The sequence below is a fragment of the Lactobacillus sp. MRS-253-APC-2B genome (genome assembly GCF_012843675.1).
Taxonomy (GTDB): domain Bacteria; phylum Bacillota; class Bacilli; order Lactobacillales; family Lactobacillaceae; genus Limosilactobacillus; species Limosilactobacillus pulli.
The window spans coordinates 117526-140807 of the sequence record NZ_JABAFO010000003.1 but is presented as its reverse complement, the minus strand read 5'-3'; the positions used below and the strand labels follow the sequence as shown (position 1 = coordinate 140807).

24 protein-coding genes and 2 riboswitches are annotated in these 23282 nt (G+C 46.1%); of the genes, 14 read left to right on the top strand and 10 right to left on the bottom strand.

Features of this window, described 5'->3' with window-relative positions; all coding sequences use genetic code 11:
* Positions 1-112: 112 nt before the first annotated feature.
* From fucP to HF864_RS03185, 6 genes are all read right to left on the bottom strand, one after another.
* Entirely contained in the window at positions 113-1471 is a 1359-nt protein-coding gene (fucP, locus tag HF864_RS03210; protein WP_169461669.1) for an L-fucose:H+ symporter permease, read from the bottom strand.
* A 13-nt stretch (positions 1472-1484) separates the two neighbouring features.
* Complete coding sequence (gene rbsD, locus HF864_RS03205; protein ID WP_006500760.1) at positions 1485-1880, bottom strand: D-ribose pyranase; 396 nt, start codon at positions 1878-1880, stop codon at positions 1485-1487.
* 52 nt (positions 1881-1932) lie between these two features.
* Complete coding sequence (rbsK, locus tag HF864_RS03200; RefSeq protein WP_169461668.1) at positions 1933-2853, bottom strand: ribokinase; 921 nt, start codon at positions 2851-2853, stop codon at positions 1933-1935.
* 242 nt (positions 2854-3095) lie between these two features.
* Positions 3096-3413, bottom strand: a complete 318-nt coding sequence (gene trxA / locus HF864_RS03195; RefSeq protein ID WP_169461667.1) for a thioredoxin — start codon at positions 3411-3413, stop codon at positions 3096-3098.
* A complete protein-coding gene (locus HF864_RS03190; RefSeq protein ID WP_169461666.1) occupies positions 3413-4201 on the bottom strand; it encodes a TerC family protein in 789 nt (262 codons plus the stop codon). Before HF864_RS03190 ends, trxA begins: the two co-directional genes overlap by 1 nt.
* 30 nt (positions 4202-4231) lie before the next feature.
* Positions 4232-5134: an RluA family pseudouridine synthase gene (locus HF864_RS03185; RefSeq protein ID WP_169461665.1), complete on the bottom strand. Its 903-nt coding sequence runs from the start codon at positions 5132-5134 to the stop codon at positions 4232-4234.
* A 112-nt stretch (positions 5135-5246) separates the two neighbouring features.
* On the opposite strand from HF864_RS03185, the gene HF864_RS03180 reads away from it, so the two are divergent.
* The 3 genes from HF864_RS03180 (at position 5247) to HF864_RS03170 (ending at position 9283) form a co-directional block, all read left to right on the top strand.
* Complete coding sequence (locus HF864_RS03180; protein WP_169461664.1) at positions 5247-6167, top strand: magnesium transporter CorA family protein; 921 nt, start codon at positions 5247-5249, stop codon at positions 6165-6167.
* A 71-nt stretch (positions 6168-6238) separates the two neighbouring features.
* Positions 6239-6336, top strand: a riboswitch (purine riboswitch).
* A 62-nt stretch (positions 6337-6398) separates the two neighbouring features.
* Positions 6399-7751, top strand: coding sequence for a nucleobase:cation symporter-2 family protein (locus HF864_RS03175; protein ID WP_169461663.1), 1353 nt, complete (start codon positions 6399-6401; stop codon positions 7749-7751).
* A gap of 89 nt (positions 7752-7840) precedes the next feature.
* The gene (locus HF864_RS03170; RefSeq protein WP_169461662.1) at positions 7841-9283 is read left to right on the top strand and encodes a C69 family dipeptidase; all 1443 of its coding nucleotides are present in this window, start codon (positions 7841-7843) and stop codon (positions 9281-9283) included.
* Positions 9284-9346: 63 nt separating this feature from the next.
* On the opposite strand, the gene HF864_RS03165 is transcribed toward HF864_RS03170, so the two are convergent.
* Positions 9347-10003 carry a phosphoglycerate mutase family protein gene (locus HF864_RS03165; protein WP_169461661.1) on the bottom strand — a complete coding sequence of 219 codons (657 nt, stop codon included), beginning with the start codon at positions 10001-10003 and terminating at the stop codon, positions 9347-9349.
* A gap of 129 nt (positions 10004-10132) precedes the next feature.
* Between HF864_RS03165 and HF864_RS03160 the strand changes: the two genes are divergently transcribed.
* The 4 genes from HF864_RS03160 (at position 10133) to HF864_RS03145 (ending at position 13799) form a co-directional block, all read left to right on the top strand.
* Complete coding sequence (locus tag HF864_RS03160; protein ID WP_169461660.1) at positions 10133-10393, top strand: hypothetical protein; 261 nt, start codon at positions 10133-10135, stop codon at positions 10391-10393.
* A 130-nt stretch (positions 10394-10523) separates the two neighbouring features.
* The gene (locus HF864_RS03155) at positions 10524-12656 is read left to right on the top strand and encodes an LTA synthase family protein (RefSeq protein WP_169461659.1); all 2133 of its coding nucleotides are present in this window, start codon (positions 10524-10526) and stop codon (positions 12654-12656) included.
* Between the two features lie 135 nt (positions 12657-12791).
* Positions 12792-13460, top strand: a complete 669-nt coding sequence (locus tag HF864_RS03150; protein WP_169461658.1) for an NAD(P)H-dependent oxidoreductase — start codon at positions 12792-12794, stop codon at positions 13458-13460.
* Positions 13461-13472: 12 nt separating this feature from the next.
* Positions 13473-13799, top strand: a complete 327-nt coding sequence (locus HF864_RS03145) for a heavy metal-binding domain-containing protein (RefSeq protein WP_169461657.1) — start codon at positions 13473-13475, stop codon at positions 13797-13799.
* Between the two features lie 103 nt (positions 13800-13902).
* Here HF864_RS03145 and HF864_RS03140 read toward each other — a convergent pair whose 3' ends face one another.
* Entirely contained in the window at positions 13903-14910 is a 1008-nt protein-coding gene (locus HF864_RS03140; RefSeq protein ID WP_169461656.1) for an NAD(P)/FAD-dependent oxidoreductase, read from the bottom strand.
* 180 nt (positions 14911-15090) lie between these two features.
* Here HF864_RS03140 and HF864_RS03135 point away from each other — a divergent pair, with 180 nt between their 5' ends.
* Complete coding sequence (locus tag HF864_RS03135) at positions 15091-16050, top strand: nucleoside hydrolase (protein ID WP_169461655.1); 960 nt, start codon at positions 15091-15093, stop codon at positions 16048-16050.
* A 64-nt stretch (positions 16051-16114) separates the two neighbouring features.
* Here HF864_RS03135 and hemH read toward each other — a convergent pair whose 3' ends face one another.
* Complete coding sequence (gene hemH / locus HF864_RS03130; RefSeq protein ID WP_169461654.1) at positions 16115-17131, bottom strand: ferrochelatase; 1017 nt, start codon at positions 17129-17131, stop codon at positions 16115-16117.
* A gap of 260 nt (positions 17132-17391) precedes the next feature.
* Positions 17392-17481: riboswitch (TPP riboswitch) on the top strand.
* A gap of 88 nt (positions 17482-17569) precedes the next feature.
* Between hemH and HF864_RS03125 the strand changes: the two genes are divergently transcribed.
* From HF864_RS03125 to HF864_RS03110, 4 genes are read left to right on the top strand one after another with little or no spacing between them, the layout of a single operon-like run.
* Positions 17570-18148, top strand: coding sequence for an ECF transporter S component (locus HF864_RS03125; RefSeq protein WP_169461653.1), 579 nt, complete (start codon positions 17570-17572; stop codon positions 18146-18148).
* Positions 18148-19533, top strand: a complete 1386-nt coding sequence (locus HF864_RS03120; RefSeq protein WP_169461652.1) for an ABC transporter ATP-binding protein — start codon at positions 18148-18150, stop codon at positions 19531-19533. Before HF864_RS03125 ends, HF864_RS03120 begins: the two co-directional genes overlap by 1 nt.
* Positions 19534-20187 (top strand): energy-coupling factor transporter transmembrane component T, encoded by a 654-nt coding sequence (locus HF864_RS03115; protein WP_169461651.1) that lies wholly within the window; start codon positions 19534-19536, stop codon positions 20185-20187.
* Between the two features lie 44 nt (positions 20188-20231).
* Positions 20232-20591 carry a DUF4870 domain-containing protein gene (locus HF864_RS03110; protein ID WP_169461650.1) on the top strand — a complete coding sequence of 120 codons (360 nt, stop codon included), beginning with the start codon at positions 20232-20234 and terminating at the stop codon, positions 20589-20591.
* 92 nt (positions 20592-20683) lie between these two features.
* Here the strand turns inward: HF864_RS03110 and HF864_RS03105 are convergent, their stop codons facing one another.
* Positions 20684-21643, bottom strand: coding sequence for an alpha/beta hydrolase (locus HF864_RS03105; protein WP_205882269.1), 960 nt, complete (start codon positions 21641-21643; stop codon positions 20684-20686).
* 140 nt (positions 21644-21783) lie between these two features.
* On the opposite strand from HF864_RS03105, the gene HF864_RS03100 reads away from it, so the two are divergent.
* A complete protein-coding gene (locus HF864_RS03100; protein ID WP_169461649.1) occupies positions 21784-22194 on the top strand; it encodes a helix-turn-helix transcriptional regulator in 411 nt (136 codons plus the stop codon).
* A 10-nt stretch (positions 22195-22204) separates the two neighbouring features.
* Positions 22205-23062: an SAM-dependent methyltransferase gene (locus HF864_RS03095; protein ID WP_169461648.1), complete on the top strand. Its 858-nt coding sequence runs from the start codon at positions 22205-22207 to the stop codon at positions 23060-23062.
* Positions 23063-23282 lie beyond the last annotated feature (220 nt).

The window sequence follows — 23282 nt, the reverse complement described above, 5'->3', positions numbered from 1 at the left end:
GGCTGGCTGCCTAATAAAAATTTTTATTCAGTTTACAAGTAATTAATATTCAATTCCAGCTTTTTGGGTACACACCAGACTGTCCTTTTAGATTTGCTGAAAATGTAATTTGCTAGTGTTCTTGAACTTCTTCAGGGTGTGCCTTTTCGTAGCGATGTTCATTCCAGAAGTAGAACGTGATGATCGCAAAGCAGATGGCTGGCACGATGAAGGAGAACTGCATGGAGCCGGAAAGGTCGGATACCCGTCCTTGAATGGCTGGCACGATGGCACCACCGATCAGCGACATAACGATGAAGGCACCACCAGTTTCGGTGTACTTCTTTTCGTGGATCTGGTCCAGCGTGTGAGCGTAGATCGTTGGCCATTCAGGACCGAAGAAGAAGCTCGTGGCGATGGCTGCGTATACGGCCGTAGCGTTTGGCACCGTAAAGGCAATAACCAGGCAGACCATACCCAAAGCAGAGAACCAGGTCAGAACCTTGGTGATCGAGTAGCGGTTCATGAACCAGTTGGCAACCAGCTTACCAACGAACCAAGCCACGTAGCTGTAGATCATAAACGTTGAAGCTTCAGAATCGGAAATCCCGTTCATCACCTTCAGCGCCAGACGGATGGTAAATGACCAAACCGTCGTCTGCATGCCGGCGTAGACGAATTGTGCGCCGACACCCATCATAAAGCGCTTGTTGTGCGTCAGGTAGTGAATCGTCTCGCCAAGTGATGGCTGTGCTTCCTTACCTTCTGCGCCCTCGCCTGCCGTGGCCTTGGCCCGTGGCATCTTGGTCAGCAGCAGGACGATGAAGATAACGATTAAAATTGCAAGGATAAACTTGTATGGACGCAGCGTCAGTTGAAGCATGTGCAGGTTGTAGGCGTGAGCTTCGGCCTTGCTCATGTGAGCGACCTTGTCGGCCAGGTTGCCACCTTCACCAAAGATCAGGTACTTACCCAAGACGATCCCTAAGATGTCACCCAGCGGCGTCAGCGTTTGGGCAAAGTTCAAACGCTGGTTGGCCGTATTGCGCGGACCCATCATGGAGGCGTAGGTGTCACAGGACGTTTCCAAGAAGCTCAGACCAACAGCAATCGCGAAGATGGCAACCAAGAACACGCTGTAGGTAGCAATCTTGGAAGCTGGGAAGAACAGCGAGCAGCCGATGATGTAAAACATCAGCCCAACCAGAATGGCCACCTTGTAGCTGGCCTTCTTAACGATCCGGGACGCTGGGATGGCCATCAGGAAGTAGCCGCCGTAAAAGGCTGATTGAACGAAGGCCGTGGCCGTGTCATTCAGCGTAAAGACCGTCTTAAACTGCGTGATCAGAATATCGTTCAGACTGGCCGCCGCCCCCCAAAGTGGGAAGATCAAGCAGACCAGCAGGAACTGAAACATTGGGGTCTTGTCAAGGTAACCGTCTGGCAGCTGCAGCCAGCTTTGACCCTTGTCAGAATTCTTACTGTTTTGCATAGCTCACACCTCGCTAGAACGTAACGCCGGATTCAAGAATAATGTTGGAGTAAGGCGTCATCTCACCCGTGCGGATGAAGGCGTGCGTCTTGGCCAGGTTCTTCTTCAAATCACTGTGCGGCATGAATTCGATCTCAACATCAGGCAAAGCCTTTTTAATGTTTTCCAGCTGTTCTGGATTTTGGTCCTTGATCTCATCGGCAAGATAGATCTTTTGAACCTTCATTTCCTTTAAGACATTGTTCAAAACGTCCATAAAGCTTGGCAGCTGCTTGTCGAGTGCCAGGTCGATCTTCTTAGTGCCCATTGGTACCGGCATGCCGGCATCACCGATTGACAGCCAGTCCATGTGCCCCATGTTGGCAACGACAGCAGACACTTCAGAGTTGATAATTCCAGTTTTCTTCATGATCAAAATCTCCTAATTCCTAATTTTTATTGCTGCGAACGTTTAGCCGCGATTATTCGGCAAGTGCGGCTTTGACTTCTTCACTCGTTGGAATCGATGGCATCGCACCCATCTTTTGAACGGTCAGACTGGAAGCACGCTGCGCGTAGACCAGAGCATCGGCAACATTGCTCAGATCATTGTCCAGCTGCGAGGCTAACGCGCCAATGAACGTGTCACCGGCAGCCGTCGTATCAACGGCCTTGACCTTAAATGCTGGTACCATTCCGTGACCGTGTGGCGTGCAGTAAAAGACCCCTTTTGAACCCAGCGTAATCAACAGATTCTTAACACCTTGCTGCTTAAACCATTCCGCAGACTTAAGCATGGAGTCCTCATCCGTAATCTTGATTCCCGTCAAAACAAAGCTTTCGCTGTCGTTAGGAATTACCACGTCCGTGTATTGCAGCAGCTCTGGCAAAATTTCATGAGCCGGTGCCGGATTCAAGATTGTCGTTACGCCATGTTCCTTAGCTTGTTTGAATGCTTCTACGGTAACTGCCTGCGGTGTTTCAAACTGACTGATCAGAAAGTCGATTTCTTCAAAGACTGAATCAGCATTTTTCAAAACCTCAGTCGTCATTGCTTGGTTGGCACCACCATAAACCATGATGTCGTTTTGTCCTTCGGCATCAAGCGTAATCAGGGCCGTTCCCGTACCGTGCAGCTCATCAATGCCAATCAGCTTGGTATCGATATTATCTTCTTGCAAGGCTTCACGCATGAACTTACCTTCATTGTCAGCGCCAACCATACCGATAAACCAGGTCTTGGCACCAGAGCGAGCAGCCGCAACTGCCTGATTGGCACCCTTACCACCAGGAGCAGAACTCTTGGATCCCGCTGAGATCGTCTCACCAGGCATTGGGAAACGTTGTACGTGGTAGGTCGTGTCAACATTGATACTACCTAAAACCGCAATTTTCTTAGCCATTTGCTTCCTCCTATGGTTCCTAGTGTAAAACGTTTTTGTAAATCGTTTTACGAAAAATTCAACGTTGTTAATTTAACATGATTTGAAATCGTTTGCAACCCCTCTGCGAAAAATTAATTTATGAATTTTACTAATGTAAGCGATGAAAATGGCGCCATGGCAAACGTTTTCCCAAATCAAGTTTTTAGTAAAAAAAGATCCGACTCGCTTAAACGAATCGGATCTTTTTAATATCGCTAGGCTTATTCAGCTGCTTTACGCGCAAAATAATGTGCCAGTCGATCTTTAGGATAGATGCCAGTTACTTTTTCCTTAGCTTCGCCATTTCGAAAAAGCACTAGGCTGGGAACACTCATCACTTTATAGCGTTCCGCGATTACTTGTTGATGATCAACGTTAAATTTGACGAATTTGATCTGCCCTGCAAATTCCTTTTCCAGTTCTGCCATGATTGGTGCCATCATTTTACATGGTCCACACCATGGTGCCCAGAAATCGACTACAGTCAGCGGGCCTTGTATCATCTTGTCAAAGTTTTCAGCGGTTGCTTCTTGTGCCATTAATGCTTCTGCTCCTTTTGATCCGTCACCTGCGGCTGCTTTTTACGTCTTACAAAATGCACGATGATCGTGATGATAAAGACAGCCAACACAAAGATGCCGAACGCACTTGATGGAATTTCAATATCAATTGCCGGAATTGAAAGGAACAGCTTGACTGCAATGACAAAAATCAGAATGTAGGCCATTGGCTCCAATTCAGGAACTTTAGTCATCAAGCGCATAATCACTTCGGCAACGCCCCGCATACAAATAATCCCGATCAAACCACCAATTAAAACAATTACTGGATTACTTGAGATTGCCAGCGAGGCCAACACAGAATCGACGGAAAATATGATGTCCATGAACTCAATCTGGGCCACGACCCACCAGAAACGCTTGCGCCCCGTTAAGCCTTTACGGTTGGCTTTCGGGCTGGTCTGCTTACTGCGGCGCTTCGGATTGCCCCGAAACTTAAAGTGAAAGAAGCGATAAACCAGATACATCAAGTAGGCGGCACCAATGACTTTGATCTCCCAGAAATGAATCAGGTAAACCCCGGCACCAATGATCAGGAAACGGAAAATGTATGATCCCCAGATCCCATAAAACAGAGATTCCTCTTGTTCCTTAAGTGTCGGCAGCACCCGCGTCTGAGCGGCCAAGACCACAGCGTTGTCCACGGATAACAGACATTCGATCAATACCAATGAAAGGATGATCAGCCAATCCTGACCTGAAGTTATCACAGCTTCCCAGTTGTGCAGGTCGAAGAACGGTCCGTAAAGCTTAGTTAAAAGTGACAATGAACTCCTCCTTATCTATTTGTTGTCTCTTTATTTGTATTTTAACAAAATTCGTTTGAATTCGTCATCTATTGGTGCTTGAATTGTTTGAATTTTTTCGGTAAATGGCAGAATAATCTGTTGTTTGATGCCATGCAGCATCATTCGTGAAGCTATTGTCGTATCATACAGCGGATCACCAATGATTGGATGGCCGCTGTATGCCAGATGCACACGCAGCTGATGAGTCCGCCCGGTTGCCAGTTTAAGCCTCACCAGCGTTGCATCTTTGCCACGCCAAGCAACCTGATAATAAGTCAGAGCCGGCTGTGCACCATAGCCGTCAACGCATCGCTTGCGCTGGTCCAGCAGATCCCTGCCAATTGGCCAATCAAAACGACCGGCATCGTGTTCCATTTGTCCCTGCACCAATGCAATATATTGACGATGCATTTGTCCCTGGCTGATGCGACGATCCAGAATCGGCACGACAATCGGATTTTTGGCAATCGCCACTGCGCCGCTGGTTGCCTGATCAAGTCGGTGCACCATAAAGGCATCAGCCATCGTGCCCTTTAGATAGCCCGCTGCATCATTCAACAACGTGCCGACTTCCAAAGGTTGATTGGGATGCATTTTCTGTCCGGCCGGCTTATTGACAACCAAGACATCCCGATTCTCAAACAACACATCCAGTTTCGGCATCGGCGTGGGCTGATAATGGGTTTGCGGCGTCCGAAACTCATCACCGTTAAAGGTCAGCTCGATCGTATCGTTTGGCTGAACATGATAATTGACCGGTCGATATTGACCATTTACCAAAACGTTATGACGCGTTCTGAGATAATAGACGAACCGCCTTGGCAAAAGCCACTGTTTTTGCAACAAATCTCGCAATGATTTCGGTGGCTGATTGATCGGTAGCGTTTCTTTAATTTTCCAGCGTTCTTCCATCACGATCCCCTTATTCATGTTTTTTACAATTCTTATGGTTACCTGGCTTGAATTTTACTTCAGTAAATAGTTGAATTATACCTAAAGACCAATTTTTGTGGAGGGTAAAATCATGTTGAGTGCCGAACTAATCAATGAACAAAGCTACTGGATCAGCGTGTTTGAGCCCTTACCCCATGAACGAGAGGATTTGGTCAACAAATACGAAGTTACCAAAGAGTTGTTGGATTATGCCATTGACCCTTATGAAAAAGCCCGGGTTGAGGTTGATCGTGATGCCGGCGTTACCTTGCTGATTTTTGACGTCTACGTCCCTACCCACGAGGTATCGGCACCACAGACTGCACCAATTGGCATCATGCTGACTGCCAATAACGTCTTGACCTTTACCAATGCTCAGACCAATTTTGTCAACGGGATTTTAGCCAAGCAGCTCAAAGCCATGAAAAAACACGGTCCCGTCAACGATCGCTTTGATTTTATTCTGCCAACGCTCTACAAGCTTTCCACCAGCTATTTTGGACCGATTCGGCGAGCTGATCAGCAGCGCCAGCAGATTCAGCGTAGTCTGCAAAATCATACAGAGCGCAAGGCCATCACTGAATTTATGGAAATCGAAACTGGGCTGGTCTACATTTTGACATCACTAAAAGGCAACGTTTCTTTGCTTGAAGAATTCAAACGCCGCTTCGGCAATCGAATGTCACATCGTCAGCTTAATGACTTGGATGACATTATCATCGAAGCTCAGCAAGGACTCGAGATGGCGCAGATGACCTCAGACGTCTCTGCCCGCGTTTCGGATGCCTACAGCAAGGTCTTGGACAGCAATCTGAACCAAACAATGAAATTTTTAACGATTTATTCAATTGTTTTGGCAATTCCACCGATTGTGTCTGGTTTTTATGGTGAAAACGTCAAGTCACTGCCATTTGCCCAAAGCGACTGGGCCTGGCAGATTACCATTGTAATCACTTTAATCATGATTCTGCTTTCCGTCTGGTTTTTATTCAATCGGCATTGGTGGCACTAAGATTCGTTCGCCATTCAACTATTAGCCAACCTTTAAATTGTTAAATTGTTCGGATTGTGTTAAGATAGATCCCGTTAAAACAAAGTCAAGCCTATATATTCTCGCGATACGGGCGAGAGTCTCTACCCTGAACCGTAAATTCAGGACTATAAGCAGCCAAAAAGACGTCATGGTTGCCTACCGTGACGTCTTTTTGCTTATCCAAGATGGGCTGGCATGGGAGGAAGAATTTTGAATAGTGCATCGCAAGGGAAATTGAATGATTTTGGCAAGAATCTAGTGCTTGGCTTTCAACATTTGTTAGCCATGTACTCAGGTGACGTATTGGTTCCACTTTTAATCGGGAACTTTTTGCATTTCAATGCTGCTCAGATGACCTATCTGGTTTCAATCGACATCTTCATGTGTGGGATTGCCACATTATTACAGCTACGCAAAACCCCATTGACTGGGATCGGGTTGCCAGTCGTTTTGGGCTGTGCGGTTCAATCCGTTGCTCCTTTGGAATCAATCGGCGGCAAGCTGGGGATCGCCTACATGTATGGTGCCATCATCTGTGCTGGGATCTTTGTTTTTCTGATTGCCGGCTTGTTTGCCAAAATGAAAAAACTATTCCCACCAGTCGTAACTGGTTCTTTGATCACCATCATTGGTTTTACACTGGTTCCAGTTGGTTTTCAAAATCTTGGTGGCGGCTCAGCAACGGCAAAAGCTTTTGGCGCCCCAGCTAACCTGGCAATTGGCTTTTTAACGATTGTCATCATTTTAGCAATCAATGCTTTTGCCAAAGGCTTTATCAAATCGATTGCCATTTTGCTTGGTATCTTGATTGCATCCTTTATCGCCGGTGCATTTGGCATGGTTTCGTTAACACCAGTTGCTCAAGCATCATGGTTCCACCTGCCACAGATTTTTTACTTTGGCGTACCAAAATACAACGGTAGTGCAATCATTACTATGATGCTGGTTTCTTTGACAACAATGATTGAATCAACTGGCGTCTACTTTGCCTTAAGTGATGTTACCGGCCAAAAGATTACCGAAGATGATATGAAGCGCGGCTACCGTGCCGAAGGGATCGCAGCCATTTTAGGCGGGATCTTTAATACCTTCCCATATTCAACGTTTTCGCAAAATGTCGGCGTACTGCGCATGTCGGGTGTTAAGACTCGCAAACCGGTTTATTATGCTGCCTTTCTGCTTTTGACACTGGGGCTTTTGCCTAAGGCTGGCGCACTGGCAACGATAATTCCAACCCCGGTTTTGGGTGGCGCCATGATCGTGATGTTCGGCATGGTCGGCGTACAGGGAATTCAAATCTTACAAAAAGCTGACCTTAACAAAAACGGCAATTTGCTGGTTGCTTCGATGTCAATCGGGCTAGGCTTGGGCGTAACGGTCTATCCACAAATCTTCCAGCACCTGGGAACCGAAGCTCAGATTATTCTTGGCAATGGGGTAGTTGTTGGCAGCTTGGCAGCTGTAATCTTAAACTTGATCTTCAACTGGCAAGACTTCAAACAAACAGACTCTGATCGAATCAAGTCCAACCCTAAAGCAGCACCAGCCGTTAGTGAAGAATAAATTTAAATTTAGCATCAGCGACTTCTGCGTTGATGCTTTTTTAGTTGTAGAATAAGGCCAGATCTATTTTGAAAGGAGTTTTGTTTCACATGGAACATTTTGGTTCATCTCATTCATCTTGTACGGCGATGCTGGTTGGTAAAAACGCTACGATTGACGGTTCAACCATTATCGCGCGTGATGAGGACGGCGAAAGCGCCATTAATCAAAAAACTTTCAAAGTCTTTCCGGCTCGCGACTATGATGAAGAATTCGTTTCTGAATACTCAGGTGTTAAGATTCCGCTTCACGGTCACGGTTTTCGCTTTACTGCTACACCCAATGCTAAAGACAATGAAATCAAAGGACGCTGGGACGAGCAGGGAATCAACGAATATAACGTAGCGATGAGCTCCACTGAAACGGAAGGTACCAATGCACGCTGTCTTGGTCATGATCCACTGGTTAAAAATGGTATTGACGAAGACTCAATGCTCTACTTGGTTCTGCCATTTGTCAAAACGGCTCGTGAAGGCGTGGCCCGTCTTGGTAAGCTGATTGAGCAGTATGGAACCGGCGAGTGCAACGGGATTGCATTTGCCGATCAAGGCGAGGTTTGGTACTTTGAAACCGGTGCTGGTCATCAATGGGCTGCGCAGCGAATTCCTGATGACTGCTATGCCATCTGCCCCAATATCATGGTAATCCAAGAAATCGATTTTAACGATCCCGACAACTTCATGTTTGCCCCAACATTAAAGTCGTTTGTTGAAAAGAACCATCTTAATCCTGACCCTGCTACCTTCAACTATCGCAACATCTTTGGTACGCAAAGTGAGGCTGACAGCTACTACAATACGCCACGAACCTGGTATGGACAAAAGCTGTTCAATCCATCCATTGAACAGGATCCAACCAGTCAAAACATGCCATTTTTAAGACGACCTGAGAAAAAGATCGCCATTGAAGATGTTGAGGCCTTTCTTTCTTCACATTACAACGGCACCCCATATGATCCAATGGAAACCTTTGCCTCGGGAACCAAGGAAGATCAGCGTAAGTTCCGCTCAATCTCACTTGACCGCAATCAGAGCTCTTGTATTCTGCAGATTCGCAATCACGTGCCAAAAGAATTTGCCGCTATTCAATGGATTAATTTCGGATTCTATTGCTACAGTCCATACGTACCGTTTTATACCAACATCTCCGACACGCCAGCCAACTACCAAAAAGCTGGCGCCGAGGTTGATCCCAACAGCGCTTATTGGATGTATAAAACACTGGCCGTTATCATCGAGCCACGCTATCACAAATTTATCAACGAGATCAATGAATATCGTGATGGCTGTCAAAGCTTTGGTCTGCGGCGAATTGACCAAATCGACCAACAAGCAGCAGATCTTGAGGAAGGTGAGCTGAACAACTTCCTTACCAAAGCCAATCTGCAGACGGCCGCTGAGGTTACTAAACGGACCCACGCGCTGCTCAGCAGTCTGATCAAACAATCGCTGCTTGACTCCAAGTATCAGTTTGAGCTTGGCGATAATCTTTAAATCAAAAATCGCGTGCCGTCAGCATTAAGTCTGATTACACGCGATTTTTTATCCTGTATCAAGTTATTTGCGGTTGTAGTATTCAACTTCAACGTCATCGTCAGTCAAGATCAGCTTGGTCAGGCTGCCATTTTCCGGCCGCTCTGTCAAATCATACTTACCCTTGCCAAAGCGCTCCATCAGACTCAGCAGCGTGTTGCCATGACTGACCCACAAAATGTTGGCATTATCGGGAACGTCGGCCTTGCGGATCAAGTCCAATCCCTGATTGACTCGCTGCCAATATTCTTGATTGTTTTCTGCGTGATGGAATGGGTCGGCATCTTTAAGCCAGTCTTTAGCTTGTCCGATACTGTATTTTTCAACAATTGCCTTAAAGGTTGACAAGCCATGTGGTGCACCTGCCAGATACCAGGCCTCATCCATATTGGCCCCTTCAAAATAACCATAGAACTCTTCTCTAAAATATGGTGCGGTCGTTGGCTGCTTAACCGAGTCGGCTTGATTCATGTCCAGGATCGTTTGAATCGTCACCTCAGCTCGCGTGGTGTCACTGCAAAATGCGGCATCAAAATGAATATCAGCCAGTTTTTTGCCAGCATTGCGCGCATCTTGCATCCCTTTTTCAGTTAATGGCGAATTGCTCCAGCCCTGCAGCTTATTGTAGATGTTGTAATAAGTCTGACCATGCCGTACCAGATAGATATTCAACTTTTTCAAGCTCAGTACCCCCTTTGATTCTAAAACGATTGTAACGCTTTCTTGAACTTAAGGATAACATAAGGTGCCCATCATAGATTCTTCAAATATTTCCCGTAACATTAAAAGCATCGAAAGAAGGGATGTTGCATGAAACTACGTAATCCACATTCTGAACAAGATGTCGTCGCCGCCCAGATCGTTGGGATGAATGGCAAGACGATTACCGTCAAAACCGAAACCGGCCAGATTCTGCGCCTGCCATTAACGCCCAAGCATCAGCATGACCAGATCTTTTTGGCATCTTTAAAAGATATCTGGCATGCTCAGATCTGGATTCCGGTCAATCGGCAGCTCAAAAGGCTGTTTCATTACGACTGGCTGCTTGACCCAGAACCGGTAAAAGAATAAATCTGATTAAGTTTCCTCAATGTTTTGTTCCAATGCGCTTGTTTAGATCAAAACTGTGCTAGAATGATTGACGTTAAGCTCTTTTATATGAGTACGTTAAGAACTAATAACTGCGAGGATATTTTTCGACATGAAACGATTAAGCAAACTCGTGAACACCAGGATCGGCTTTTTTTCGCTCTTGGTGTTCCTTTTTTGGATTAAAACCTTAATTGCCTACTTTACCGATTTTAAGTTAGGCGCACAGGGTCTGGTTCAATATTTAATCGTCTTGATCAATCCGCTGGGAACCACCCTATTGCTGTTTGGTCTGGCATTTTATTTTAAGCGATCGCGCTTTTTCTATCCCGTCTTAATGGGTATCGATATCGCCAACACGCTACTTTTATATCTAAACGTTATTTACTATCGTGAGTTTACGGACTTTATGACGATTGCCACCATGACTGGCTACTCCAAGGTCAATCAGGGCCTGAGCGGCAGTTCTTTGGCTTTGACCAACGTTCATGACGTTTTTTATTGGCTTGATATCGTTGTAATTTTGCTTTTGATGCTCTTTAGAAAGATCAAGTTTGATCCCCGTGCCTTTTCGCATCGGCTGGCTTTTGCCTTTACTTCGGTCTCGCTGGTCGTTTGCGGCTTAAATCTGATGGTTGCGGAAATGGATCGGCCTCAACTCTTAGGCCGGACGTTTGATCGTGTCTACATCGTTAAGTATCTGGGGCTGGATGCCTTTACTGGTTATGATCTGATCAAGTCCGAACATGTCAGCCAGATGCGTAAGAGTGCTACCAAGTCGCAGCTTAAGACTGTAGAAAAATTCACCAAAGAACACTATGCTGCTCCTAACAAAAAGCTGTTTGGGATTGCCAAAGGACGCAACGTAATTGTGATCCACTTGGAAAGCTTCCAACAGTTTTTGATCGATAAAAAAATCAACGGTCAAGAAGTTACGCCATTTCTAAATTCGCTGTACCACAGCAAGGACACTTACGCATTTTCCAACTTCTTCAATCAGGTTGGCCAAGGCAAGACCTCAGATGCAGAAAACATGCTTGAAACCAGCACCTATGGACTTTCACAAGGCTCACTGTTTGCAACACTGGGTAACGACAACACCTTCCAAGCCGCGCCTGCCATTTTGAATCAGCGAGCCGGCTACACTTCTGCCGTTTTCCATGGCAACGTCGCCAGCTTCTGGAACCGTAATAACGTCTACAAGAACCTTGGCTATCAATACTTCTTTGATGCCAGCTACTTCGATACGTCAGGCGACAAGGCAACTGGCTATGGCTTAAAAGACAAGCTGCTCTTTGCTGATTCGATCAAGTATCTGCAGCACCTGCAGCAGCCGTTCTACGTTAAGTACTTGACGGTTACCAACCACTTCCCGTTTGACCTTGATGATGAGGATAAGGATTCTAATTTTACAACCACGAATACTGGCTCTTCAACGGTTGACAACTACTTTGTTACCGCCCACTATCTTGACCAGTCACTGCAAGAATTCTTCAACTACCTCAACAAGACCGGCCTGGCCAAAAAGTCAATCATCATGATCTATGGTGACCATTATGGGATCTCCAATTCTGAAAATAAGAATCTGGCCAGCGTCTTGGGCAAGAATGCTGATGACTGGACTGACTTTGACAACGTTCAGATGCAGCGAGTGCCATTGATGTTTGTCATTCCTGATTCTGGTGGCCATGGCGGTATTTACAGTACCTACGGCGGCGAGATTGACGTTTTGCCAACCCTGCTTCACCTGTTAGGGATCAGTACCAAGCGCTATATTCAGTTTGGGACCGATCTGTTTAGTTCACAACATGATCAGGTTGTGGCATTGCGCAATCAAGACTTTGTTACGCCTAAGTACACCAGCATCAGTGGCAAGATCTATCTTAATTCAACCGGTAAGCTGGCCAAACTGACCAAAAAGCAGAAAAAACAGCTGCTGGCTGATCAAAAGAAGGTCTCTGAAGAACTGGCCCTGTCAGACTCGCTTAATGAAAAGAATCTGCTGCGCTTCTATCATCCAAAGGGATTTAAGACCGTCAATCCAAAAGACTACAATTATGCCAATGGACTGAAGAAAGAAAAGAAGATTGAAAAGTCCAAGGGCATTCAATCAACCAGTATCTTCTCCAAAAACAACAATAAGACCACGACTGACAGCTACAGTACTGATGCACCAGAACAAGGACATTCGGCTACCAGCTCGAATCGGATTAAGATCACCAATCCTGATGGTGGTGGCAACTAATATTTTTATTTACCCCCCTCGCTTCCTCTTTCGGTTGACGAGGGGGTTTTTAACAGATCTTGTTTTGATCGATTACCATTTATTTTCGGCAGTGTTAGAATTAAGGCAAATTATAAGAAAGGTGTGTGTATTTAAATGCGTGAACATGAAGAAATTCAGGAAAAACTGATTGAAGTTGCCAACCGCCGCTATGCTACCAAGAAGTTTAACCCTGATCGCAAAATCGACGATGATGACTGGCGCACGATTCTTGAAGTCGGCCGCCTTTCACCAAGCTCATTTGGCTATGAGCCATGGCAATTCGTTGAGCTCGATAATCCGCAGATGCGCCAGGATCTCAAACCGATTGCTTGGGGTGCCGTCAACAGCATCAATGGTGCCGACAAGCTGCTCTTGATCTTTGCCAGAAAAGACGTTACCTACGACAGCGACTACGTAAAATACATGGTCCAAGACGTCAAACGCCACGAGTATGATCCAAACTCCAAATCATCACAAGCCTTTAAGCACTTTCAAGAAGCAGATATGGATATCAATGACGAGCGTACGCGGTTTGACTGGGCCTGCAAGCAATGCTACATTGCCATGGCTAACATGATGACTGCCGCGGCCGCGCTAAAGATTGATTCCTGTCCAATTGAGGGCTTCAACCGCGAAAAAGTCGAAGCCTACCTGGCTGAAAAAGGTATTTTAGACCGCCAGCACTGGGGAGTGGCCGTTATGGTAAGTTTCGGCTATCGTGATGAGCCAATCAAGCCCAAGTCACGCCAAACACTCACTGACATCTACCGTACAATCAAATAAGAGGTTACTATAATGAATTCTGAAATACTGGTAACGACGACTGAACTGATCCCTGGCCATCACTATGAGGTCTTAGGCGAAGTCTTTGGCGTCACCACTCAATCCAAAAACGTCTTCTCTAACATTGGCGCGGGTCTTAAAAACGTGGTTGGCGGCGAGATCAAGGCTTATACCAAGATGCTGCACGAATCACGCGAGGTAGCGATTGCCAGACTGCGCGAGGATGCTCAGGCCAAGGGTGCCGATGCCGTAGTCATGATGCGTTTTGATTCTGGTTCGATCGGTACCGACATGCAGTCAGTAGTTGCTTATGGCACAGCCGTAAAATTCACTGATTGATAACTAATTGATTAAGAGCCAGGCTGCAAAATACCGCCTGGCTCTTTTCTTACGAAAAAATCTGGCATTGGCAGCCGCCAACACCAGATAGTGTAGATTCTTTTTAGTCATTTTGCGATTTGATGTGCATCGATGAGCTATGCGTAGCCATTCGTTTTTTAGGGTAAAGCTCCTTAGCTAAAGCCGTAATCGCAATTGGCGCCTCGCCAAAGCCAACTGCAATCAGCGCCGCTTTCCCAGGATAGGTAACGCCATCGCCAATTGCATAGACGCCAGGGACGCTGGTTTCCATTCTTGAATCAACCTTAATCAAGCCACGCTCACTGTCCAATGGCAGTTCCCACTCATTCAGCGCGGCGTTGTTGGAGGTAAAGCCATAGTTAACCAAAATTTTGTCTACTTCCAGATGTTTTTCTTCATCCGACCGCATTTTTTTAAGGGTCAGTTCAACCGAGTCATCCGCATTCAGCCGCAGATCTTTAGGCAGATATGGCGTCTGTACCTGAACCGTCGAGTTTTTTAACTGCGTAACGGTATGCTCCAGCGCCCGAAAACTGTCACGGCGATGAATCAAGTGTACTTCTTTGGCAACCGGCTCCAACATCAATGCCATGTCAATTGCCGAGTCTCCGCCTCCCAGCACAGCAACGCGTTGATCGGTAAAATCAGTCTGATTATTGACAAAATAACGTACCTGCTGACCTTCCAGCTCTGCTGCACCATCCAATGCCAGTCTGCGTGGTGAAAAGGCGCCGTTGCCCAATGCAATCACTACGGCTTTGGAATAAGACGTTCGCTGTGCTGATTCGATCTTGAAGGTCCCGTCAGCCAGCTTAACGACATTGGTAACCTGCTCGCCTAAAAACTGGTCAATTGGCGCAATGACCATCTGTTTTTCTAGCTTGGCAATCAGTTCTCGTCCCTGCACGCCAGCTTCACCAGCCACGTCCCAGATCTGCTTTTCTGGGTAGAGCGCAGCAACCTGGCCGCCAAGCTGAGGCAGGCTTTCAATCAGCTGCGCCTTTAATTCATGCAGACCAGCATAAAAAGCAGCAAACATTCCGGCAGGGCCGCCACCAACAATCGTTACGTCATATGTCTGTTCCATCATCATTTACCTCGTTTAAAAAAATCTTTTCTACGACAAAAGCCATTGTACCACGGCTTAGCGCCTCAATTTTAATAAAACGGTTTAATTGTTGTTAAAACAATGTTTGAGTTTTAATCGGTTTTTGGTTATTATGTAATTGTAAACGTTATCTAACAATATTCATTCGGAGGAAATCAATCAATGGCTAAAAAGAAAATGATTTTAGACCTGGACACAGGTGTTGACGACGCTTTGGCGCTGGCTTACGCAGTTGCTGATCCAGAAGTTGATCTGATCGGGATCGTGGCTTCCTACGGCAACAACCTGCTGGACGTCTGTGCTGAAAACAGTCTGAAGCTTTTGGAGCTGCTGGGTCAAACCGATGTGCCAGTCTACAAGGGTCTGCCACACTCCAGCACGACCGACAGCTTTGAAGTTATGCAGGTTTCTAAAGACATTCACGGTAACAACGGAATTGGCGATGTTGAACTGCCAGCTCCTAAGCGTGCCGTTGAAGCCGAATCCGGTGTCGACTTCTACATCGAAGCCGCCCACAAGTACGGTAAGGATTTGATCATCATCCCTACTGGTCCAATGACCAACCTGGCCGCTGCCCTGGAAAAGGATCCTGAAATTGCTCACCTGATCGGCAATGTTACGTTCATGGGTGGTGCATTGACGGTTGAAGGTAACGTTACCGACGTTGCTGAAGCCAACATCAATCAAGACGCCAAGGCTGCCAACACGGTGCTGCAAAGCGACCTGCCATTAACGATGGTTGGTTTGGACGTTACGCTGCGCACGCTTTTGACTAAGAAGGAAACGCAGCAATGGCGTGATCTGGGTACCAAAGCCGGCAAGGCCTACGCTGACATTACCGACTTCTACATTGATGCCTACTACAACCTGGACATCGATAAGAACGGCTGTGCCTTGCACGATCCACTGGCAGTCGGCGTTTCCATCGATCCAACCTTCGTTCAAACGATCAGCCTGTTTATGAAGGTCAACTACGATGAACACAACTACGGCCGGACGATTGGTGACAATTCACGTTTGAACGATCCTAATCCAAACGTTAAGGTTGCTGTCAATGTTGACAAGGAACGTTACTTGAAAGTATTCATGGAACGTCTGAATGGCATCTTAAAAGAACACTAATTACTAAATAAAAAACCTCATCGGCGCTTGTCGATGAGGTTTTATTGATTCCAGGCGTCTTGATCTATTCTGTCTGCAGATAGGCTGATGGCAGATCCATAGCCGTGTTCTGAGCCGGCATTACCGCGTTTAAAAGCGTTAATTGCGCCAGTGCCTCAATCCATTCTGGATCATCATTTAAAGCCGGTAGGAGCTGATACTCGCGACCTCCCGCTGTTAAAAAGGCATCGCGGTTCTCTTCACCCAATTCTTGAATCGTCTCCAGGCAATCTGAGACAAAACTTGGTGCTACTACCAAAACCTTTTGATATCCTTGTTTAGGCAATTCTGTTAAAAGATCCTTGGTGGCCGGTTTCAGCCATTCTGCTGGTCCAAAACGCGATTGATAGGACTGAAAGCAAGGGATATGCAGGCCCAATCGCTCAATTACCGCCATCGTCGTCTGGCGGCAGCGTTGTGCATACGGGTCACCGGCCTTTTGGTAGCTGAGTGGAATCCCATGATATGAAAAGACGATTGCATCCGGGTTCACTTTAAGGATGGCTTTTTGCAGTTTATTCGATAATGCTTTGATATACGGCCAAAAGCTGCTGTAGTCGCTGACAAATCTAATTTCCGGAACCGTTTTTCGATCCTTGTAGAAACGCGCAACATCATCTTGGACCGAAGCCGTGGTCGTTGTTGAATATTGTGGATACAACGGAATAATCGTCAAATCAGTGATACCTTGAAACTCAAACTCCTTTAAAACGGCACCAATCAATGGCTGACTATAGCTCATGGCATAGCGGACCGTATATTCTGGCAGACGCTTAGCCAGTAATTGAGCCTGACGCTGCGTGTAATGCAAAAGCGGTGATCCAATTCCTGATGACCACAGTCTTTCATAATTGGCTGCTGATTTAGGCGCATACTTGGGCAGCACCATTAGATTTAAAATCGGCTGCCAAAGCAGTGGCAACATATGAATCACCCGACGATCACTCAAAAAGCGGCGTAAAAACTTGGTAACGGCTGGTACGCTTGGATCACTGGGCGTACCAAGATTGATCAGCAGAATACCTTTTTGATTTTTACTCATAATCCTCCCTCTTATTAATCTTCACAACTCAATAACGTCATTCTACCACGACATCTGGTGGTCAAATTATGTCTCAGATGCTATATATTGTGTCTAAGCTAATCAAATGATTATCACCCTGTGGATACTGATTTTAAGGAAACTTGATTAAAATCAATTCAACCAATCAAAAGTAACGCATTAAGTTCGAATTAAACAACGATAAAATTTGCGACGACTTGCACAATACCAAGTTATTTTGTAAGATGAGAACGATCAATCATTCATGTCTGGGGTGCCATACGGCTGAGATAATACCCATTGAACCTGCTCTGGTTAATGCCAGCGAAGGGAGATACGGTAAATAATCTGTTGTAATCAGCCCCACTGTGGATTCTTCCATGGTGGGTTTTCTTTTGGACAGGTGATTGAAATTTTCAATCATTAGGAGGGTCATTTATGGCCAAAAAAAATAATAAGTTTCATCTGCGCGACATCATTTTGCTGGCACTGGTCGGTATCATCTTTGGGGTGATCTACTGGGCAGCCGCCTTTATGTACAACGCACTGACCATTGTCTTTACGCCGCTCAAGCTGCCAATGATGGGTAATGACTTAACAATGGGACTTTGGTGCATGGCTGGTCCGATGGCAGGCTTTATGCTAAAAAAGCCTGGTGCACCATTTTTAGGTGAATTCTTAGGTGCGGCTGGTGAAGCCCTGATTGGCGATCAATGGGGAGCTGCCAACCTGATTTCTGGCGCCGTCCAAGGAATTGCCAGCGAACTGGGCTTTACGTTGACCGGATACAAGCACTATGACTGGCTGGGAGCAGTTGCAACGACCATTACCACGACAATCGTTACGTTTGCCTGGGATTGGTTCCGCAATGGCTACAACAAGTTTGGCTTCAAAAATGTCTACTATTTTAGTGGCCGGCTGCTTTCAATGTTCTTCTTCTGCGGCGTTTTGGTAATGCTGATCGAACGGTTGCTGGAACGCTCGCACGTCATGAAACGCGAGGAATTTAACGACTGATGAATCAATTGGCAATCGACAATCTGACTTTTGCATACACGCCAAGACAAACCACACTAAAAGACGTTACTCTAAAAATCCCAACTGATTCCTGGACGCTTTTTTACGGGGCTTCTGGCAGTGGTAAATCTACTTTGATGCGCCTGTTGGCTGGACTTTTGCCCAAATACGGAGGCAAGATCCTGCAAGGAAAACTTCAGCTGCCTGATGGCTTAACGGTTGCCATGATGTTTCAGGATCCTGGGATGCAGTTCGCGCTTGATACGCCACAGCATGAATTAGAATTTGCCTTGGAAAATCTCCAGCTGCCATCCAGCGAAATGCCCGCCCGCATTGAGCATGCCCTAAAATTCTGCGGCATTGAGCACCTATGCGATCGCCAATTGACCACGATGTCAAGCGGTGAGCAGCAGCGGGCCGCTTTAGCCGTTTTAGTCGCGATGGATACCGACATTTTGCTGTTGGACGAACCATTTGCCAGCATTGACAACCATAATCGGAGCTTATTGATCCACCAGCTGACCTTACTGCAGGAAAAGTATCACAAAACGATTATCGTTGCTGATCACGATCTGCATGGCTATCGCGGCTTGGCTAAACAGATCATTCATTTTGAAAATCAGCATGCGCAGTTGCTTGACGCTGCTGCCAGTGATGCGCTGCTTAAATCAGCCGATCAGCTGGCCGCCACAGTCCACCATGTCAAACTGCCGACTGCCAGCGACCAGCCGATTCTAACCCTCAAAAACGTGGTGATTGAGCATGGCAATGAAAAGCTGATCACGGCAAACGACTTTTCGTTTTTCAAAAATCAGACAACGCTGCTGACTGGTGCGACCGGAACTGGGAAATCTTCATTGTTTAAGGCCATTACTCACCTGGCGTCCTATCAGGGAATAATCTCCTATGATGGTAAGGACAGTCAAAAAATCAAGCCGCGCCGCTATGCTCAACAGGTCGGCTATGTTTTCCAGCATGCCGTCGACCAGTTTCTTAACGTGACGGTTAAAGAAGAATTGGCGCTGAGTCTAAAAAAAGGCCAAAATCCTTATTTTGATGATGAACACCTGACCGCGGCACTTAGGCTGCTTGGCTTGAGCAAATTGCAGGATCGCGTGGTCTACTCGCTTTCTGGCGGTCAGCAAAAAAAGCTGCAGCTGCTTTTAATGCTGATGATGGGGCAGCCAGTTCTGCTGTTGGATGAGCCTTTTAGCGGTCTTGACTTTCATTCGCTGCATAATGTCGTTGATCTGATCAAGACCAGCCAGAAAATCTATCCGCAAACGATGATTATTATCAGCCACCAGCTGGAGGGGCTGGAAAAGCTGATTGATCGGCACGTAAAACTCGCAGACGGTCGGCTCAGCTATCGGGAGGAATTTTAAATGAATCCAAGTTTTAAACTGTTGTTGGTGCTGATCATTGCCTTAGAAGTTTCGTTTACGCGCCATTTAACGATTAATCTGGTCTTAATCGCCGTTACCATAATCTATCTTTTGACTAAGCGCATTCGGCCCCGCTTGTTTGGCTGGCTGTTTTTAATGCCATTATTTCCCGCAATCGCGGTATTTATTACGATTGCCTGGTTCAGCCCTGGTCATGACTATTTTTATGCCTGGGTCCTATTTTCACGAATCTATGTCTATGTTTTTACCGGCGCGGCTATTACGCAGACCACCAGTCCCTTGGAGCTGACCCGCTCTTTGGAACAAAATCTGCATCTGCCCAGCAAGTTTGCCTATGGAACGCTGGCGGCCGTCAATCTGATTCCTCGGATTAAAATGACGGTTAAAACGATTCGCGCGGCTGGTCAAATGCGAGGCATCTATTTGTCTTGGTGGTCGCCAACGCTTTATTTCAAGGCAATCCTGCATGCCATCACCTGGTCGGATCAGCTGGCACAGGCCATGGAATCACACGGCTACGTTGAGGATCGTGCGCGGACCAGCGTTCATCAGATTGCATTAACGACTCGTGACTGGTTAATATTAATCGTTAGTATTATTTTGATACAAATCATCACATTTGCCCTACCATGAAAGATTAGGTATAATCAAAGAAAATATTTGGAGGATTCCAATTCATGGATAACAAATTCGGTCAGCGAATTGTCAGTGCGCTAGCCTATTTCAGTATTTTCTTTTTGCCGGTCATCTTTCCATTGATCGTCTGGATTATCGCAAAATATCAAGGTTTCAACGAGGTGCGCCAAAACGCTGTCAAGGCCTTTTGGAGTCAGATCTTCCCTCTCCTGTACATGATTGCGATTTTTGTAATCATTGGAGCAGCCAACATGCAGAATCTGGCTCACTTAGGCGGTTTGTTCAGCATTCTGGCAGCCTTTGCACTGCTGCTGGCTCTAGTACTTTTAATCTACAACATTGCCATGGGAGTTGCCGTGCTGTTGGGCCGTAAGCCACAAGATAACGATCACGAGTTTTAGTTACGATTAATCCTTGTCTCTTTACGAGGCAGGGATTTTTTATGAACAGTCAAAAAAACCCAATGATCTCTGCACCGATCATTGGGATTTTCTTATTTTACGTATTGATTCAAGAAGTCTTGAACATGCTTTTGATAAGCTTTTGGATGCGTAGCAAACGACTTGGCATGTGCAGCTCCTTTAACGACCCAGAGCCGTTTTGGTCCCTTGGTTGCTTGATAGTTTTGATAAACCATCCGTGTTGGTACGAAATCATCATTAGCACCGTGAATAAACAGCATTGGCCGGTGATTCTTTTTTAACATTGCCGTTGAACTGGCATCATGCAGATAAAAGCCATTGGCAACACGATTGATAATGCTCAATGACCCTTCCAAAGGCTTACGTACCAGCCACGGCAAGTGATAAAGATTCTGAGCCTCATAGTCAATCTCGGTGGCCAAGCTGGAATAGCCGCAGTCTTCTACAAAGGCTTTGACTTGATGAGGCAGCTTGATGCCACTGGTCATCATGGTTGTCGCCCCACCCATGCTGACGCCAAACATTACGATTTGACTGTCTTGACCATTGTATTTGATCAGCTTATTGATCCATTTACGCTCATCATAGCGTTCTGGCCAGCCATAGCCGATGTATTTACCTTGGCTTTGTCCCTGGGCTCTGGCATCAGGAACCAGGACATTATAGCCTAGTTGATGAAAAAGCGCGGCATAGGCCCCCATTTGATCTTTGTTACCCATAAAGCCATGTGCAATCAAAACGCTCTTGTTGGTCTTTTTTTCAGCTGGTACATACCAGGCATCCAAACGATAATTACCGGTTGCCGACTTAATCGTCCAACGTGTCTTATGTACGTCTTGAAACCATTTTTTCTGCTTGTATAATGGATCGCTTTTAACGATTTTGGTATTGCTGCTAATGAAGTCCTTGTGCCCTGGTACCATTGCTACATGAAAGAAATAGCCCCCAGCAGCAAAAATCACAATCAAAAGCGTAACTGCCAGGCCAATCAGCCAGCGCAGCCAATGATGCTTCTTGGGTTGTTTTTGCAAAATAAAATCCCTCTTTTACTCAAAATCACAATGACTAACAGTTTAGCAGATTTTATTTTGATTGTCGAAATTTTTTTACACTCTCCGTTACTCAATCAATGATAAAATAATCATAAGAAATTAACCTAGGAAGTGAGCGTATGTTTCCAGAACGTCTTCGTGCCCTAAGACGGGGCCAAAAAATCACCTTAAAAGAACTTGCCCAAGCGTTGAACGAACACCTGGGACCCGATGAAAAACCCAACACGCCATCTCAGATCGGCAACTGGGAACGTGGCATTCGGACCCCTTCATATATTGAGGCCCGCAAATTAGCCGAGTTTTTCGATGTCAGCATGGACTACCTGTGCGGCAAAACGGAACGTGATGAACATGATTTGGCCAAGATGTTTTTCTCAAACCAAGACCTGCTGTTTGAGAATACCGTTTTAACCAGCCAGGACCGTTATGAGATTTTCCAGTTGATTAATGGCTATCTGCAGGGACGCAGCCATCGCAACGAGACCGATACCTTCTATGGCAAGCAGGAACAGCTGAATCTCAAGTTTTAAGGAGCTTTCAATGAATCCTAAACAATTAAAGAAACTCAAAAAACAAGTCAAAAAAGCCCACAAAGTCGTTAAAAAGCAGCCCTATATCGAACAGCTGATGGCCTATCGCGATCTGTTTGAAGACTTTCCGCAGATCAAGTTTTTGATCAACAACGTCTTGGAAAGCGACCGCTTGATTAAAAACGGTCTTTTACCCCAGCCATTGCCTAAACTTATGCTGCCAGACAATATTCAAGACATCATCTTTCAAAAGGTCAATGAGCAGTATCCACAAGGTAATCCAGAAGGTGATCAGCTCTGGGACCGCTACGTTGCTGCCTTGCCCAAACTGGATCAGCTGTTGCGAGACTACCGCGACTATCTGGAAGAAACCTATGGCATGTGGTCTTATGTCAATGCGCCATACATCAAAGCTCTTTCTGAATATCTACACGGTCGACCAACGCTTGAGATCATGGCCGGCAATGGCTATATTTCAGGTGGGCTGAGAAATCTACGACCAGCACAGACAATCTATGCCACCGACAGTACTGACTGGACTCATGAAAACGAGACCGGCAAGCATCCCGTGACTACCATTGAGCCATTGGATGCCTTAACTGCCATTAAAAAATACGGCAGCCAGGTTGATTACGTCATTATGTCCTGGTCACCAGACAAAGTGGAGATCGACTGGGAAGTCCTGCAACTGCTGCGCAACGATTATCCTGAAGTCAAGCTGTTGGTGATTGGCGAAAAGAACGGGGCTACCAATTCCGCTAAATTCTGGCAAAACGCCCAGCTCACTCAGGATGCCGAGTTGCAAAAAGTCAATGAGCATCTGCATTCATTTGACCTGATTGATGAACAGATCTACCTAGCTCACTAAATGGCAAAACAAAAGACCGCCGAAGGATTTCTCCTTCGACGGTCTTTCTGCGTATTGATACTATCTCAGGCTAACAGCGAACGTCCACTTTCGCCATTGCCAAGCCCCTTGCAATCCGGCAAGTTATGGGCTTCGCTCGAAATGTCATTTCCGCTCGCGCGGGGCAGCCAAACAAGGGTCGGCTGCCTGACCTCTCGACTCATCGCAATGGTTAGAATAG

Bases quoted from the DNA above. Each gene is read 5' to 3' on its own strand.
- rbsK (WP_169461668.1), bottom strand. From the start codon at position 2,853: ATGGCTAAGAAAATTGCGGTTTTAGGTAGTATCAATGTTGACACGACC.
- fucP (WP_169461669.1), bottom strand. From the start codon at position 1,471: ATGCAAAACAGTAAGAATTCTGACAAGGGTCAAAGCTGGCTGCAGCTG.
- HF864_RS03135 (WP_169461655.1), top strand. From the start codon at position 15,091: ATGGCTAAAAAGAAAATGATTTTAGACCTGGACACAGGTGTTGACGAC.
- trxA (WP_169461667.1), bottom strand. From the start codon at position 3,413: ATGGCACAAGAAGCAACCGCTGAAAACTTTGACAAGATGATACAAGGC.
- HF864_RS03095 (WP_169461648.1), top strand. From the start codon at position 22,205: ATGAATCCTAAACAATTAAAGAAACTCAAAAAACAAGTCAAAAAAGCC.
- HF864_RS03115 (WP_169461651.1), top strand. From the start codon at position 19,534: ATGAATCCAAGTTTTAAACTGTTGTTGGTGCTGATCATTGCCTTAGAA.
- HF864_RS03185 (WP_169461665.1), bottom strand. From the start codon at position 5,134: ATGGAAGAACGCTGGAAAATTAAAGAAACGCTACCGATCAATCAGCCA.
- HF864_RS03125 (WP_169461653.1), top strand. From the start codon at position 17,570: ATGGCCAAAAAAAATAATAAGTTTCATCTGCGCGACATCATTTTGCTG.
- HF864_RS03100 (WP_169461649.1), top strand. From the start codon at position 21,784: ATGTTTCCAGAACGTCTTCGTGCCCTAAGACGGGGCCAAAAAATCACC.
- HF864_RS03140 (WP_169461656.1), bottom strand. From the start codon at position 14,910: ATGATGGAACAGACATATGACGTAACGATTGTTGGTGGCGGCCCTGCC.
- HF864_RS03120 (WP_169461652.1), top strand. From the start codon at position 18,148: ATGAATCAATTGGCAATCGACAATCTGACTTTTGCATACACGCCAAGA.
- HF864_RS03145 (WP_169461657.1), top strand. From the start codon at position 13,473: ATGAATTCTGAAATACTGGTAACGACGACTGAACTGATCCCTGGCCAT.
- rbsD (WP_006500760.1), bottom strand. From the start codon at position 1,880: ATGAAGAAAACTGGAATTATCAACTCTGAAGTGTCTGCTGTCGTTGCC.
- HF864_RS03150 (WP_169461658.1), top strand. From the start codon at position 12,792: ATGCGTGAACATGAAGAAATTCAGGAAAAACTGATTGAAGTTGCCAAC.
- HF864_RS03170 (WP_169461662.1), top strand. From the start codon at position 7,841: ATGGAACATTTTGGTTCATCTCATTCATCTTGTACGGCGATGCTGGTT.
- HF864_RS03155 (WP_169461659.1), top strand. From the start codon at position 10,524: ATGAAACGATTAAGCAAACTCGTGAACACCAGGATCGGCTTTTTTTCG.
- hemH (WP_169461654.1), bottom strand. From the start codon at position 17,131: ATGAGTAAAAATCAAAAAGGTATTCTGCTGATCAATCTTGGTACGCCC.
- HF864_RS03160 (WP_169461660.1), top strand. From the start codon at position 10,133: ATGAAACTACGTAATCCACATTCTGAACAAGATGTCGTCGCCGCCCAG.
- HF864_RS03110 (WP_169461650.1), top strand. From the start codon at position 20,232: ATGGATAACAAATTCGGTCAGCGAATTGTCAGTGCGCTAGCCTATTTC.
- HF864_RS03180 (WP_169461664.1), top strand. From the start codon at position 5,247: ATGTTGAGTGCCGAACTAATCAATGAACAAAGCTACTGGATCAGCGTG.